Genomic DNA, 14,054 nt, shown 5'->3' with positions numbered 1-14,054 from the left:
ACCCGCGCGGTCGACAGCGACGTGCGGCGAGGCCGGTGTCGCCCGGTCGCCGTGATCCACGACGGGATGCTGCGCGCGGCAGCCGTCGTACGATCGACGATGGCCCTCCAACGGGGGCGCGCGAGGGGAGTGCCGTGTCGGAGCGCGGGTCGGTGGGCGTCGCCGTCGGGGGAGCCGTCCTCATCGGCGCACTCACGGCCCTGCAGGCGCGCATCAACGGCACGCTCGGCGCCGAGATCGGCGACGGCATCGTGGCGGCCGCGATCTCGTTCAGCTCGGGGCTGCTGATCCTCATCGCCCTCTCGGCCCTTCTTCCGCAGGGCCGCCGCGGCGTCGCACGCCTGGTCCACGGCATCCGGTCCCGCTCGATCCCGGCCTGGATGGTCCTGGGCGGTCTCGCCGGGGCCTTCACCGTCGCGAGCCAGGGACTGACGGTCGCGACGATCGGCGTGGCGCTGTTCACCGTCGGCTTCGTCGCCGGGCAGACCACCGGCGGGCTCGTGCTCGATCGCGTGGGTCACGGTCCGGCCGGCGTCGTGCCCGTGACGGTGCGCCGGGTGGTCGGGGCGCTGCTGGCGATCGCCGGCGTCGTCGTGTGCCTGTCGGGCGACGCCCTCGGGGGCGTCCCGCCGTGGATGCTGATCGTGCCCGCCGTCGCGGGTGCGGGTGTCGCCTGGCAACAGGGCACGAACGGGCGCCTGCGGGTGCGCGTCGACAGCCCGCTGACGGCGACGCTGGTCAACTTCATCGGCGGCACGGTCGTGCTCCTCGTCGCGGCGGTCGTGCACGTCGCCTCGGTCGCCGTGCCGCGCGGTGTGCCCACGGAACCGTGGCTCTACCTCGGCGGAGCGATCGGAGTCGTCTACATCTTCCTGTCGGCGGTCGTCGTCAAGCGCACGGGAGTGCTGCTGCTGGGGCTCGGTTCGGTGGTCGGCCTGCTGACCACGTCGGTCCTGCTCGACGCGCTCTGGCCCGCGCCGGCTGCTCCCGCCACGGCGGTGGCCCTGCTGGCCGCCGGCGTCGCGATCGCCGGAGTCGCCGTCGCGGCCGTGCCCTGGCGGCGCCGTCGCGCCTGAGCGCCGGCCCCGCCCGGGAGCGCGACCCGGGCCGCACGCGACGACGCCGCCCCGAGACGGTGGTCTCCGGGGCGGCGTCGGGAACTCACACGGGTCAGAGGGCCGCTTCGTCGACTCTGCGCTTCTTGCCGCCCGGGAGACGGGACAGATGCTTCGCGGCATCCACCGTCTTGCGCCGCACCGGACGCGAGCGCGGCGGCTTGCCGCCGACGTAGAGCCACCCCAGCAGGACCTCGCCCTTGGCGAGGCCGTGCGCCTTGGCGAGGACCTTGCCGCGGGTGTTGTCGTCGGTACGCCAGAAGACCCCGAAACCGGCCTCGTCGAGCACCAGGCTGAGCATGTGGGCGACCCCGGATGCCACGGCCTCCTGCTCCCACGCGGGGATCTTCTTCGAGCGCAGGTCGGCGACGACCGCGATGATGAGCGGCGCGCGCCGGGGCTTGGAGGAGTACCCCTTCTTCCCGTCGGCCTTGTTCAGCGCTCGGGCGAGGACATCGCGGTCGGCGCCGCGGATCTCGATGAGTCGCCACGGTCGCAGGGTCTTGTGGTCGGCGACGCGACCGGCCGCGGCGACGAACGCCTCGAGCTCCGGTCCGGTCGGGGCGAGGTCGGTGACCTTCGACCACGACCGGCGGTCGCGCATCGCCTCGAGTGCGCTCACGCCTGCTCGTCGGGGGTGAAGCTGAGCGAGAGCGAGTTCATGCAGTACCGGTCGCCCGTGGGCGTGCCGAAGCCGTCGGGGAAGACGTGCCCGAGGTGCGACCCGCAGTTGGCGCAGCGCACCTCGGTGCGCTGCATGCCGTGGCTGTCGTCGTCGATGAGCTCGACCGCTTCGGGGCGCACCGACTCGTAGAAGCTCGGCCATCCGCAGTGGGAGTCGAACTTGGTGCCGCTCTGGAAGAGCTCGGCGCCGCACGCGGCGCAGGCGTAGAGGCCGGCGCGGCTCTCATCGAGCAGTTCGCCGGTCCAGGCGCGCTCGGTACCGGCCTGGCGGAGCACGGCGTACTGCTCGGGGCTGAGCTCGTCGCGCCACTGGTCGTCGGACTTGTCGACGGCGTAGGTCATGGGTTCTCTCCTTCGTCCCCTCCATTGTCTCGTGCCCGGCGGCGGTCAGGCCGTGGTGGGAGGATCTCCGGGTGGACCAGGATGCCGTGACCGCCGTCGTCGCACGCTACGAGCGCTTCGCCCGCGCGGAGGCCCCGGGTCGTTCCGCGGTCTACGAGGCCTGGGCCCGGCGCGTCGTGGATGATCGGGCGGTGGCCTCGACGCTGGCCGTCATCCCGGAGACCCGGCGTCAACCCCCGCTCGTCTTCGCCGTGATGCGCCTGCTCGGCGCCCCCCTCGACGACGTCACGGCGTGGGCCGCCTGGGTCGTGGAGCACGGCGACGCGATCGCCGCGCAGTGCGCGCGGCGCAGCGTGCAGACCAACGAGCCGCTGCGGTGCGCGGCGCTCCTTCCGGCCCTCTCGCTCATCGACGGGCCGATCGCCCTGCTCGAGGTGGGCGCGAGTGCGGGGTTGTGCCTGTACCCCGATCGGTACTCCTACCGCTATCGCCGCGGCGATGAGGTCGTCGCGCTCGATCCCGCCGAGGGACCCAGCGCGGTCGTGCTCGACAGCGACCTCGACGGGGACCCCGTCCTGCGGATGCCGCGCATCGTGTGGCGGGCGGGGATCGACCTCAACCCGCTCGACGCGCGCCGGGACGACGACCGCGCCTGGCTGGCGGGATTGGTGTGGCCGGGGGAGGAGGGCCGGCGCGAGCGGATCGAAGGGGCGCTCGACATCGCCGCCGCCGATCCGCCGTTGCTCGTCGCCGGCGACGGCGCCGACGCGCTGCCCGCTCTGGCTGCGCGAGCGCCGCGCGACGCGACCCTCGTCGTCACGACGCCCGGGGTGCTCGCCCACGTTCCGCGGGCGCGGCGCGGCGCGGTCATCGACGCCGCGCGGACCGCGGGGCGGTGGATCACGCTCGATGCGCCCGACCTGCACGACGGGTGGACGCGCCGGCCCGTGGTCTCCCGCGGCGGTTTCGCCCTCGCGGTCGACGGCGTGGTGCGGGCGGAGGTCGATCCGCTCGGGGCGTGGGTGGCGTGGCATCCGGGGAACGCCTCGACGGCGACGTAACGTTGCCGCATGCCTCTCTCGGACCGCGATCGCGCCTTCCTCGCCTTCGAGGGTGAGTGGCGCCGCCACGCGGGTGCGAAGGAGGAGGCGATCCGCGCCGAGTTCCAGCTGACCCCGGCGCGCTACTACCAGTTGCTCGGCCGGTTGATCGACACCCCCGACGCTCTGGCGCACGACCCGATGCTGGTCCGTCGACTCCGTCGGCGTCGCGATGACGCCGCGGCGCAGCACCGATCCCGGCTGGGGCGCACGGCCACCCACTGACGGGGGTCGCGAAGCTCCGACCGCTACCATCGACCAATGGCCAGATCGACCTTCCCTCGGGATCGCTTCGACGACTTGCCGGATGCGACCGGCCGCATCGGCGCACACCGCGCGGAGCCCACGCGTCTTCGCGGGTGGATCGTGTTCCTGTGGGCGGCCATCGCGACGCTCGTGCTCATCATCGCCGGCATCTTCGGCACCCTCGTGCTCTCCGGCCGCATCTCCCTGGGCGCCGACGACGCCTCCGCCCCGACGTTCTCGGCGTCGCCGACGACCCCTGCCGTCATCGACACGTCGTACACCGTCGTCGTGCTCAACGGCACCGCGGAGGACGGTCTGGCCGCGTCGCTCCGGGAGCAGGTGATCGCCGCGGGATGGGCCGACGACACGGTCGAGACGGGCAACTCCGACACGACCGACTTCGCCCAGACCACCGTCTACTACCTTCGCGACACCGATCGGGCAGCGGCCGAGGGGCTCGCCCAGACGATCGGCGGTGCTCAGATCGCGCAGAGCGACTTCCTGCAGCCCACCGACGATCCGAACACCCCCGACGACGAGAGCGACGTCAAGCGCCTCGTCGTGGTGATCGGGCTCGACCGGGCGCCCGGCTCCACCCCCGCCGCCACCGCCCCCTGAGCTCCGGATGCCGCGTGTTTCCGCGGAGTAACAAGTTGGCTGCACGCGCGTCAACAATGGCCGAAGACGCCGATGCGGCGGCATCCCGCGTGCTTACGATGACCTCGTCGTTCAGCAACAGGAGATTCGCATGACGCAGGGCACCGTCAAATGGTTCAACGCCGAGAAGGGATACGGCTTCATCACCGTGTCCGATGGGCAGGACGTCTTCGTCCACTACTCGAGCATCGAGATGTCGGGCTTCCGCGTCCTCGAAGAGGGCCAGGCCGTCGAATTCACCGTCGGCAGCGGACAGAAGGGCCCGCAGGCGGAGTCCGTGCGACTGGCCTGAGCGCTGCATCGAACGCCGTGGCATCCGACTCCGGATGCCACGGCGTTCATCGTGTCGGAGACGGTGGCGTGGCTTGCACTCCCCAGGGGCGAGTGCCAGAATGAGTTAGCACTCGCTTTCGTCGAGTGCCAAAATCTGGAAGTCACCCGTCCGGGAGGGACGACACACTTATGGCAAAGATCATCGCTTTCGACGAAGAGGCCCGGCGCGGTCTCGAGCGCGGCCTCAACACGCTGGCCGACGCCGTCAAGGTGACCCTGGGCCCCCGCGGTCGCAACGTCGTGCTCGAGAAGAAGTGGGGCGCCCCCACGATCACGAACGACGGCGTCTCGATCGCCAAGGAGATCGAGCTCGACGACCCGTACGAGAAGATCGGCGCCGAGCTGGTCAAGGAGGTCGCCAAGAAGACCGACGACGTCGCGGGTGACGGCACCACCACGGCCACCGTCCTCGCCCAGGCACTCGTGCGCGAGGGCCTGCGCAACGTCGCCGCCGGCGCCGACCCCATCTCGCTCAAGAAGGGCATCGAGAAGGCCGTCAAGGCCGTCGCCGACGAGCTCCTCGCCTCCGCCAAGGAGGTCGAGTCGAAGGAGCAGATCGCCGCGACCGCGTCGATCTCCGCCGCCGACCCGGCGATCGGCGAGCTCATCGCCGAGGCCATCGACAAGGTGGGCAAGGAAGGCGTCGTCACCGTCGAGGAGAGCAACACCTTCGGCACCGAGCTCGAGCTCACCGAGGGCATGCGCTTCGACAAGGGCTACATCAACCCCTACTTCGTCACCGACCCCGAGCGTCAGGAAGCGGTCTTCGAAGACCCGTACATCCTGATCGCCAACCAGAAGATCTCCAACATCAAGGACCTTCTCCCGATCGTCGACAAGGTGATCCAGGAGGGCAAGGAGCTCCTCATCATCGCCGAGGACGTCGAGGGCGAAGCCCTCGCGACGCTCGTGCTCAACAAGATCCGCGGCATCTTCAAGTCGGTGGCCGTCAAGGCTCCCGGCTTCGGCGACCGTCGCAAGGCGCAGCTGCAGGACATCGCGATCCTCACCGGCGGCCAGGTCATCACCGAAGAGGTGGGCCTCAAGCTCGAGAACGCCACCGTCGACCTGCTCGGCCGTGCCCGCAAGGTCATCATCACCAAGGACGAGACCACGATCGTCGAGGGTGCCGGTGAGTCGGAGCTGATCGAGGGTCGCGTGACCCAGATCCGCCGCGAGATCGAGAACACCGACAGCGACTACGACCGCGAGAAGCTCCAGGAGCGCCTCGCCAAGCTCGCCGGCGGCGTGGCCGTCATCAAGGCGGGCGCGGCTACCGAGGTCGAGCTCAAGGAGCGCAAGCACCGCATCGAAGACGCCGTGCGCAACGCCAAGGCCGCTGTGGAAGAGGGGGTCGTCGCCGGTGGTGGCGTCGCGCTCATCCAGGCGGGCAAGAACGCCCTCGGCAACCTGAACCTCGTCGGTGACGAGGCCACGGGCGCCAACATCGTGAAGGTCGCCATCGAGGCCCCGCTCAAGCAGATCGCGCTGAACGCCGGTCTCGAGCCCGGCGTCGTGGCGAACAAGGTCGCGGAGCTGCCCGTCGGTCACGGCCTGAACGCGGCCACCGGCGAGTACGGTGATCTGTTTGCACAGGGCATCATCGACCCCGCCAAGGTGACCCGTTCGGCGCTGCAGAACGCGGCATCCATCGCCGGCCTGTTCCTGACGACCGAGGTCGTCGTCGCCGACAAGCCCGAGAAGGCCGCCGCTCCGGCTGGCGACCCGACGGGTGGCATGGACTTCTGATCCACGCCTGACGCCTGAGAACGCCCCCTCCTTTCGGGAGGGGGCGTTCTTCGTCTCAGGGGAGGGCTTCCTCGGATGAGGATTCTCATCGGACTGCTCGCGGGGGAGCGCCGGGCCGCGCGGAATCGGGTGAGAGCGGCCGGCGGGGGAGATCGAGCGGCCGTCGCCGCAGGCTCCGCCGATGGGGTTCCGGGTCTGACGCCGTGGCGGAGCGTATCGAACGCGGCGTCAGGCGTCGGTCACCGGGCGGTAGTCGTCAGGAAGGCGCTCGATCGGCTGCGTCTCGATGAGGGCGTGCTCCGCCGCGTCGCGGCGGTCGGCCAGCGGCAGCGACACGCGGAACGTCGCCCCGCCACCGGGGGTGTCGCGCACGTCGACGGTTCCGTGGAGCAGGTCGACGATGGATGCCACGATCGACAGGCCCAAGCCGGAGCCGCCGGTCTCGCGGGTGCGGGACGTGTCGGCGCGCCAGAACCGCTGGAAGATCTGGTCGCGGATCTGCTCGGGGACGCCCTCGCCGTGGTCGATGATCTCGATCCAACCCATGTCGTTCTCGACGTCGACTCCGACCCGCAGCCCGATGGGGGAGTCGTCGGCGGTGAAGCGGCGAGCGTTGCCCAGGAGGTTGGCCACCACCTGGCGCACCCTGTTCTCGTCCCCCAGCACGATCGGCGCGAGGCGCGGGGGTGTGCGCACCACTCCGGCCGGCGGCGCCGCGGGGGCCACGGCGGCGTCTTCGGTCGAGGTCGTCGTGTCCGCGGCATCCCTGGGTCGACGACGAAGCCGCGACAGAGTCGCGCCGGCGATCGCCATGGCCGACGTCGTGGGCGCGCCGCGGCGGCGGCCGGCGCTCGAGGCGGGGTGCCCACCCGAATCGAGCAGCGGGTCGAGGGTGATCATCGGCAGGATCATCTCGTCGCGCGAGGTGGTGTCGTCGACGGTCACCTCACGCTGGGGCGAGGTCACCCGCAGGTCGAGGGCGGCATCGCGGGCGATGGGGCGCAGGTCGAGGGCGGTGATGGACACGTCGCGGCGTTCGTCGAGGCGTGCGAGCGCGAGGAGGTCCTCGACGAGGGCTCCCATGCGGATCGCCTCCTTCTCGATGCGCTCCATCGACTGGGCGACGTCCTCGTCGGAGCGGATCGCCCCCATCCGATACAGCTCGGCGTAGCCGCGCATGGTCACGAGGGGGGTACGCAGCTCGTGACTGGCGTCGCCGATGAACCGGCGCATCTGGCGCACGGTGGCATCCCGCTGCCCGAGGGCACCGTCGATGCGCGCGAGCATCGCGTTGATCGCGGTCTTGAGCCTGCCCACCTCGGTGTCGGGGACGATGTCGGTGAGCCGCTGGCTGAAGTCACCGGCGGCGATGTCCATGGCCGTGGTCTCGACCTGTCGCAGGTTGCGGAAGGCGAGGGTCACGAGCCATCGGGTCAGCAGGGCGGTGGCGATGAGGATCAGCAGCGCCACGAAAGAGTAGATACCCACGTAGGCGGCGACGATGCGATCGGTGGGGGCGAGCGGCTGGATCACCATCTGGGTGTAGACGCCGGGGTTGCCCTGAGGTTGGAGCACCCCCACCCGCGCGAGGAAGTGCTGACCGGTGTTCGGGTCTTCCAGCTCGATGCGCCGGTCGATCTGCACGTAGGTCTGCTCGAGCGTGAAGGTGGCGGGCAGTTCGGGCAGCGTCTGCGATGCGGTGCCGTTGTAGAACGCCTCGCGGTCGCCGTCGGGACCGTACACGACGACCATCGAGCCGATCTGCGGGGCGTTCTCGACCTGCGAGAAGACGATCCCGCCCTCGACGGGAGTGGTGGTGAAGATGCTGTTGGCGATGCTTCCCGCGGCCTGCTGGGCGAGCTGCTCGTCGAGGTTGTTCACGAGCGTGGTGCGCAGGAACACCATCGTGCCGATGCCGGCGGTGAACAGCCCGATCGCCAGGAGCGCGACGGTGACGCCGGTGACCTTGGTCCGAAGGCTCAGACCGCGCCACCAGCGCGTCAACGCGTCGTCGGAATGCGACAGGGGGAGCCTCCGGTCAGGCGGTCTTGCCCGACTTCAGCATGTAGCCGAAGCCGCGCTTGGTCTGGATGAGCGGCTCGGAGGAGTGCGGGTCGATCTTCCGGCGGAGGTAGGAGATGTAGCTCTCGACGATGCCGGCGTCGCCGTTGAAGTCGTACTCCCACACGTGGTCGAGGATCTGCGCCTTCGACAGCACGCGGTTGGGATTGAGCATGAGGTAGCGCAGGAGCTTGAACTCCGTGGGGCTGAGGTCGATCGAGACGTCGCCGACGCTGACGTCGTGCGTGTCCTGATCCATCGTCAGCTCACCCGTGCGGATGATCGACTCCTCGTCGGCCTGCATCGTGCGACGCAGGATGGCCTGGATGCGGGCGACGATCTCGTCGAGGCTGAACGGCTTGGTGACGTAGTCGTCGCCACCCGCGTTGAGCCCCATGATCTTGTCTTCGGTCTCGTCCTTCGCGGTGAGGAAGAGGATCGGAGCGGTGTAGCCGGCGCCGCGCAGACGCTTCGTCACGCTGAAGCCGTTCATGTCGGGAAGCATGACGTCGAGCACGATGAGGTCGGGTTCCTCCTCGAGCACGGCGGAGATGGTCTGCGCGCCGTTGGCCACGGCTCGCACCTGGAAACCGGCGAAGCGCAGGCTCGTGATGAGCAGGTCGCGGATGTTCGGTTCGTCGTCCACGACGAGGATGCGAGGAGCTGTCATCCCCTCATTATCGTGACCCGACCCAGCAATGCGCTGGATATGGAACGGAAAGCCGCACCCTGGTATGCGTCAGGCGGCCGCGGCGTCGATTCCGTCGGCATCCAGGATCGTGTAGGCGTAGCCCTGCTCGGCGAGGAAACGCTGTCGATTCTGCGCGAAATCCTGGTCGATCGTGTCGCGCGCGATGAGCGTGTAGAAGCTCGCCGTGTGGTTCGACTGCTTGGGGCGGAGCAGGCGACCGAGCCGCTGCGCCTCCTCTTGCCGCGAGCCGAACGACCCCGACACCTGGATCGCGACCGAGGCTTCCGGGAGGTCGACCGAGAAGTTGGCGACCTTCGAGACCACCAGCAGCGGGATGCTGCCGTCGCGGAAGCCCTGGAAGAGCTCCTCGCGCTCGGAGATCGGGGTGGCGCCGGTGATCTGCGGGGCGTCGAGGGCCTCGGCGAGTTCGTCGATCTGGTCGAGGTACTGCCCGATCACCAGCACGCGCTCACCCGGATGCCGCTCGACCAGGCGTCGCGCGACGTCGATCTTCGCCGGGGCCGTGGCGGCCAGGCGGTAGCGGTCTTCGTCGGCCGCGGCCGCGTACTCCAGGCGCTCGTCGGCGGGGAGGTCGATGCGCACCTCGTAGCAGGCGGCGGGGGAGATGAAGCCCTGGGCCTCGATCTCCTTCCACGGTGCGTCGAAGCGCTTGGGGCCGATGAGACTGAACACGTCTCCCTCGCGGCCGTCCTCGCGCACGAGGGTCGCCGTCAGACCCAGTCGGCGGCGTGCCTGCAGATCGGCCGTGAGCTTGAAGACGGGGGCGGGGAGCAGGTGCACCTCGTCGTAGAGCACGAGACCCCAGTCGAGGGCGTCGAGCAACGCGAGGTGGGCGTACTGGCCTTTCCGCTTGGCGGTGAGGATCTGGTACGTCGCGATCGTGACCGGCTTGATCTCCTTGACCTGACCGGAGTACTCGCCGATCTCCTCGGGGGTCAGGGTGGTGCGGCGCAGCAGCTCATCGCGCCACTGGCGGGCGCTGACCGTATTGGTGACCAGGATGAGCGTGGTGGTGCGCGTGTCGGCCATGGCCCCGGCGCCCACGAGCGTCTTGCCCGCGCCGCAGGGGAGCACCACGACGCCCGAGCCGCCCTCGGAGAAGGATTCGACGGCCTGACGCTGGTAGGGCCGCAGGCTCCAGCCGTCTTCGGCGAGGTCGATCGGGTGGGGCGTGCCGGGGGTGTACCCGGCGAGGTCTTCGGCGGGCCAGCCGATCTTCAGCAGCTCCTGCTTGATGTGACCGCGCGCCCAGGCGTCGACGAGGAAGCTGTCGGGCGAGGGGCGGCCGATGAGCAGCGGAGCGATGCGCTTGTTGCGCGACACCTCGCCCAGCACCGCGGCATCCGTCGACCGGAGCACGAGGGCGCCGTCGTCGTTGCGCTCGATCACCAGGCGGCCGTAGCGGTTCACCGTCTCGCGGATGTCGGTGCTCACCGACGCCGGGACCGGGAAACGCGACCAGCGGTCGAGGGTCTCGAGCATCGCCTCGGCGTCGTGACCGGCCGCGCGGGCGTTCCACAGGCCCAGGCGTGTGATGCGGTACGTGTGGATGTGCTCGGGAGCGCGCTCGAGCTCGGCGAAGACCGCGAGCTCGTGCCGCGCCGTCTCCGCCTGGGGGTGCGCGACCTCGAGGAGCACGGTGCGGTCGCTCTGAACGATGAGGGGGCCGTCAGCCATAGCGTTCGAGTCTACCGGGGTCTGGGAGGGCGGGGATGCCGCGTCCCCCGCCGACCCGCCCGGCCGTCACTGCGGCCGACCGCCGGTGCGGTCGCGACCGGCGCGGTGGTGTCGTCCGCCGGCGGGGGCTCGCGGCGTCAGTCCACCGGGGCGACGCCGTCGATATGCGACAGCGGCAGCGTGCGCTCGACATCGGCCGCACGATCGCGTCCGCGCAGTCGCCCGCCGCCGAGCCCGGTGGCCTCGAGGCGGAACGTGCGTGCCGATCCGTCGGGCAGGCGCACCGTGACGTCGACGATCGCGCGCGCCCGCACCGCCTGGTCGAGCTCGCGCTCGAGCCACGCGGCATCCGAGTCCTGGGCTCCCGCGCGCAGGCGTTCGAGAAGGGGAGCGTAGGTCGCGTCCGGGTCGGGCGCGGGGCTCGGTCCGCCGGCCAGCCTCGCGCGCTCGAGCGCCCGCGGTTGCCCTTCCGCGTCGACGGCCACCGCGGGGTAGTGCGCGTCGGTGAGGGCCCAGAACACGACGTCGGCCGACACGTGCGACACGAGGTCGTCGTCGTGCCGCGCGAGGGCGATCGAGCGCAGCGACTGGTCGACCTCCATCGACCGGCGCAGCGTCTCGTCGTCGGTGACGACCCGCGTGAGCAGCGTCTCGGGGTCGGAGCCCACGCGCACCCGGCCGTGCTCGGCAGAGGTGCGCTCGATCACGTACGCGAGCGGCTGGGGCAGGCCCGTGAGGGAAATGCCGGTGAGGAACTCCCGCAGCGAGTCCGCCGTCTCGCCGGCGGTGATCGACGCGCCGATGGAGCCCGCGCTGAACCGGTAGCTCGAGGCCTGTGCTCGCGACTCGCGCGCGGCCATGGTGCGCAGCCGCACATCGAGATGAGGGGCCAGGGGGCCGGGGGCGATCGCGGTCAGGTCGTTCTGCAGGTAGACGCGGTCGACCTCGGGGGGAAGCAGGTCGCGCAGCGCCGAGGTGTCGGCGTCGCCGCCCGCGGCGAGGGACTGCGCCCACGGGGCGACGTGCCCGGTCGCGTCGAGCAGGCCCCACCGCACCAGGCGACGCGACCAGAGGGCTGCGCGGTCGGGACCCTCGGGGTCGAAGGGGCTCGCATCGGCCCACTCCGTGCTCGGGATCCAGCCGCCGTCGTCGTCACGGTAGGCGCGGGGGAGCGCATCGCGCAGCGCCAGCGCGGTGCGGTGCCATCGGTCGAGGGTCGGCAGGCGCAGCCATTCGCGCCCGGCGGGCGAGACGAGCCACGCGCGGTCGTTGGCGCCCAGGAGTCCCACGTCGGCCGCGAGCCCGACGAGCAGGTCGGCTTCGGCGGGTGTGGACACCGCCCCCGCATCGACCAGGCGTCGTCTCTCGCCGGCGCCGAGCGAACCCGAACCGATGCGACCGAGGGGCGACTCGAGCGCGATCATGAGGATGTCGGCGACCGAGGCGGCGTTGGTGAAGGCGGCCTCGGAGGCGGCCGCAGCGGACTCGGCGGCCGCGGGGGCGCGTCGACCGGGGGCGACCGGGGGCAGGCCGCCGGGGAGGACCTCGCGCACGGCGGTGACGACGTTGGCGAACGGCAGCCCGTCGTCGCCGATCAGGGCGCGGGATGCCAGGTGCTCGCGCACCGTTCCGGTCGCCGGTTCTCCGTCTGCGGCGGCGAGGAGGGCCGTGGCCTCGGGGCGCGTGAGGGCGGGGAGCTCCCGGGCGACCGACACCGGGTCGAGCAGGGCCTCGGCGGCGTCGAACATGTCGCGCCACGTGCTGGAGGGCGACACCTGGCGTCCGGCGAACAACCGCGCGAGCTCGGCATCGGAGCGCGCGCCCAACGAGACCGCCAGTGCGCGTTGAGCGGAGGTCTCGGGCACGTCAGCGGGCCTTGTTGGCCCGCGCCCTTCGGATGAAGCTCATGATGAGCACGGCCAGGAGGCAGGCGAAGGCGACGGGAGGAGTGACCAGGACCAGCAGGCTGACGACGGGCCAGACCCCGGAGGCCATGTCGGCACCGGCCGTGGACCCGGCGATGATCGCGAAGAAGCAGACGAGAGCCAGCACGAAGAGCCCCAGCGACATGAACGACAGGATGCGATCGATACGTCGGACCGGGAGGTCGTCGCCCGGCGTGGTGCCGCCGGAGGTGCGGGTGCTCATCGGCCTCAGCCTACTGCCTGGCGGTGGTGCCGTAGGCTGGAAGACCGGGATCCGATCGGCTCCCGCGTTCGGCCGCGCGATCGCGCACATATCCAGCGAGGTGTCCATGCCCACCGGCAAGGTCAGGTTCTACGACGACGAGAAGGGCTTCGGCTTCATCAGCACCGATGACGGCCAGGACGTGTTCCTGCACGCCACGGCTCTGCCCGCCGGAACCCCCGCGCCCAAGGCCGGGACGCGTCTGGAGTTCGGGGTGGCCGACGGCAAGCGCGGTCCCCAGGCCCTCTCGGTGCGCGTGCTCGATGCGCCCGTCAGCCTCGCGAAGCGCTCGCGCAAGCCCGCCGACGACATGGCGATCATCGTGGAGGACCTCGTCAAGCTCCTCGACGGCATCGGTGGCGACCTCCGTCGCGGCCGCTACCCCAACGGCCCGCACGCGCAGAAGATCGCCGCCGTTCTGCGCAAGGTCGCCGATGACTTCGAAGCCTGAGCAGGTCGCCGATGCACGCCTGACCGGCGCGCACGACCTCGCCCTCGCGGCACTCCGCGAGATCACCCCCGCCGACTCGATCGGCCCCACCGCCGCCTTCGCCCTCGAAGACGACGGCGTGGTGTCGCTTCGGTTCCACACACGCCTGTCGGGGTACCCGGGGTGGTACTGGACGGTGAGCGTGGCGGTTGTCGAGGACGCCGAACCGACCGTGCTCGAGGTCGAGCTGCTGCCCGGCGACGGTGCGCTCCTCGCCCCCGACTGGGTTCCCTGGGCCACCCGCCTCGCGGAGTATCAGGCGGCGCAGGTCGCCGCCGCCGAGGCCGACGACGACTCCGACGACGGTGACCTCGACGACGCCGACCTCGACGTGGATGCCGAGGACGACGTGGACGAGTCCGACGACGACGAGTCCGACGATGACGACGACGCGGATGACGACGACGCCGATGACGACGACGAGCCGAAGGCACGGTTCCACGCCGGGGACCTCGACGGAGTCGACATCGACGAACTCGACGCCGATCACTCCGCGACGGTCGAGGACGACTCGGACGAGGACGACTCGGACGAGGACGACTCGGATGACGACGACTCGGACGAGGATTTCGACGAAGACGACGACGAGCGCGACCGCAGCTACTGAACCCGACGACGAAGGCCCTCCCCCGCGCGGGGGGCGGGCCGGGGGGTTGGGGGGGTGGGGGGCCGCGGGCGCGGCTGGGGGGGTGGGCGCTAGG

15 protein-coding genes are annotated in these 14,054 nt (G+C 70.9%); 8 read left to right on the top strand and 7 right to left on the bottom strand.

Features of this window, described 5'->3' with window-relative positions; all coding sequences use genetic code 11:
- Positions 1 to 134 precede the first annotated feature (134 nt).
- Complete coding sequence (locus tag ACK4LS_RS04425) at positions 135 to 1,076, top strand: DMT family transporter (RefSeq protein WP_409713736.1); 942 nt, start codon at positions 135 to 137, stop codon at positions 1,074 to 1,076.
- A gap of 94 nt (positions 1,077 to 1,170) precedes the next feature.
- Here ACK4LS_RS04425 and ACK4LS_RS04420 read toward each other — a convergent pair whose 3' ends face one another.
- Entirely contained in the window at positions 1,171 to 1,719 is a 549-nt protein-coding gene (locus ACK4LS_RS04420; RefSeq protein ID WP_409713990.1) for a nitroreductase family protein, read from the bottom strand.
- Between the two features lie 14 nt (positions 1,720 to 1,733).
- A complete protein-coding gene (msrB, locus tag ACK4LS_RS04415) occupies positions 1,734 to 2,141 on the bottom strand; it encodes a peptide-methionine (R)-S-oxide reductase MsrB (protein WP_409713733.1) in 408 nt (135 codons plus the stop codon).
- A gap of 71 nt (positions 2,142 to 2,212) precedes the next feature.
- Between msrB and ACK4LS_RS04410 the strand changes: the two genes are divergently transcribed.
- From ACK4LS_RS04410 to groL, 5 genes are all read left to right on the top strand, one after another.
- Entirely contained in the window at positions 2,213 to 3,202 is a 990-nt protein-coding gene (locus ACK4LS_RS04410; RefSeq protein ID WP_409713730.1) for a DUF2332 family protein, read from the top strand.
- Between the two features lie 9 nt (positions 3,203 to 3,211).
- On the top strand, positions 3,212 to 3,466 hold the full coding sequence (locus ACK4LS_RS04405) for a DUF3263 domain-containing protein (protein ID WP_409713727.1): 255 nt from the start codon (positions 3,212 to 3,214) through the stop codon (positions 3,464 to 3,466).
- A gap of 36 nt (positions 3,467 to 3,502) precedes the next feature.
- Complete coding sequence (locus tag ACK4LS_RS04400; RefSeq protein WP_409713724.1) at positions 3,503 to 4,105, top strand: LytR C-terminal domain-containing protein; 603 nt, start codon at positions 3,503 to 3,505, stop codon at positions 4,103 to 4,105.
- A 130-nt stretch (positions 4,106 to 4,235) separates the two neighbouring features.
- Positions 4,236 to 4,436, top strand: coding sequence for a cold-shock protein (locus ACK4LS_RS04395; protein WP_108317321.1), 201 nt, complete (start codon positions 4,236 to 4,238; stop codon positions 4,434 to 4,436).
- A gap of 170 nt (positions 4,437 to 4,606) precedes the next feature.
- The gene (groL, locus tag ACK4LS_RS04390) at positions 4,607 to 6,226 is read left to right on the top strand and encodes a chaperonin GroEL (protein WP_409713721.1); all 1,620 of its coding nucleotides are present in this window, start codon (positions 4,607 to 4,609) and stop codon (positions 6,224 to 6,226) included.
- A 228-nt stretch (positions 6,227 to 6,454) separates the two neighbouring features.
- Here the strand turns inward: groL and ACK4LS_RS04385 are convergent, their stop codons facing one another.
- The 5 genes from ACK4LS_RS04385 to ACK4LS_RS04365 form a co-directional block, all read right to left on the bottom strand.
- A complete protein-coding gene (locus tag ACK4LS_RS04385) occupies positions 6,455 to 8,131 on the bottom strand; it encodes a sensor histidine kinase (RefSeq protein WP_409713987.1) in 1,677 nt (558 codons plus the stop codon).
- Positions 8,132 to 8,264: 133 nt separating this feature from the next.
- Positions 8,265 to 8,957: a response regulator transcription factor gene (locus tag ACK4LS_RS04380; RefSeq protein ID WP_055838218.1), complete on the bottom strand. Its 693-nt coding sequence runs from the start codon at positions 8,955 to 8,957 to the stop codon at positions 8,265 to 8,267.
- A 69-nt stretch (positions 8,958 to 9,026) separates the two neighbouring features.
- Positions 9,027 to 10,676, bottom strand: coding sequence for a DNA repair helicase XPB (locus tag ACK4LS_RS04375; protein ID WP_409713716.1), 1,650 nt, complete (start codon positions 10,674 to 10,676; stop codon positions 9,027 to 9,029).
- A 137-nt stretch (positions 10,677 to 10,813) separates the two neighbouring features.
- Positions 10,814 to 12,541, bottom strand: coding sequence for a helicase-associated domain-containing protein (locus tag ACK4LS_RS04370; RefSeq protein ID WP_409713713.1), 1,728 nt, complete (start codon positions 12,539 to 12,541; stop codon positions 10,814 to 10,816).
- A gap of 1 nt (position 12,542) precedes the next feature.
- Positions 12,543 to 12,824 (bottom strand): multidrug ABC transporter ATPase, encoded by a 282-nt coding sequence (locus ACK4LS_RS04365; RefSeq protein WP_409713710.1) that lies wholly within the window; start codon positions 12,822 to 12,824, stop codon positions 12,543 to 12,545.
- A gap of 106 nt (positions 12,825 to 12,930) precedes the next feature.
- Between ACK4LS_RS04365 and ACK4LS_RS04360 the strand changes: the two genes are divergently transcribed.
- Both ACK4LS_RS04360 and ACK4LS_RS04355 read left to right on the top strand, forming a co-directional pair.
- Positions 12,931 to 13,314 carry a cold-shock protein gene (locus ACK4LS_RS04360; protein WP_295781691.1) on the top strand — a complete coding sequence of 128 codons (384 nt, stop codon included), beginning with the start codon at positions 12,931 to 12,933 and terminating at the stop codon, positions 13,312 to 13,314.
- Positions 13,298 to 13,960 (top strand): DUF3027 domain-containing protein, encoded by a 663-nt coding sequence (locus tag ACK4LS_RS04355; protein ID WP_409713707.1) that lies wholly within the window; start codon positions 13,298 to 13,300, stop codon positions 13,958 to 13,960. The genes ACK4LS_RS04360 and ACK4LS_RS04355 overlap by 17 nt, the downstream gene beginning before the upstream one ends.
- The last annotated feature ends 94 nt before the right edge of the window (positions 13,961 to 14,054 follow it).

Origin of the sequence: Microbacterium sp., assembly GCF_046295495.1 — a bacterium.
Taxonomy (GTDB): Bacteria; Actinomycetota; Actinomycetes; order Actinomycetales; family Microbacteriaceae; genus Microbacterium.
This window is presented reverse-complemented; position numbering and strand designations above follow the sequence as displayed.